This window comes from Gordonia hydrophobica NBRC 16057, assembly GCF_001592365.1.
GTDB classification, from domain to species: domain Bacteria; phylum Actinomycetota; class Actinomycetes; order Mycobacteriales; family Mycobacteriaceae; genus Gordonia; species Gordonia hydrophobica.
Window position 1 is genome coordinate 1 of sequence record NZ_BCWU01000045.1, and the last position, 522, is coordinate 522.

Sequence of the window (522 nt, forward strand, 5' to 3'; positions counted from 1 at the left end):
GTGTGAGTGCCGCGGCTTCGGCGGTGTACTTGAGCCCCGCTAAATTGTCGGCGCAGGATCACTTGACCAGTGAGCTATTACGCACTCTTTCAAGGGTGGCTGCTTCTAAGCCAACCTCCTGGTTGTCTCAGCAACCCCACATCCTTTTCCACTTAGTACACGCTTAGGGGCCTTAGCCGGCGATCTGGGCTGTTTCCCTCTCGACTACGAAGCTTATCCCCCGCAGTCTCACTGCCACGCTCTCACTTACCGGCATTCGGAGTTTGGCTGACGTCAGTAACCTAGTAGGGCCCATCGGCCATCCAGTAGCTCTACCTCCAGTAAGAAACACGCAACGCTGCACCTAAATGCATTTCGGGGAGAACCAGCTATCACGGAGTTTGATTGGCCTTTCACCCCTACCCACAACTCATCCCCTCCATTTTCAACTGAAGTGGGTTCGGGCCTCCACAAAGTCTTACCTCTGCTTCACCCTGGCCATGGGTAGATCACTCCGCTTCGGGTCTAGACCCAGCGACTCAA

1 rRNA gene is annotated in these 522 nt (G+C 55.2%); it reads right to left on the bottom strand.

The window, feature by feature from the left end:
- Window positions 1-522: ribosomal RNA gene (locus GH2_RS21160) — 23S ribosomal RNA — on the bottom strand; the annotation flags it as partial.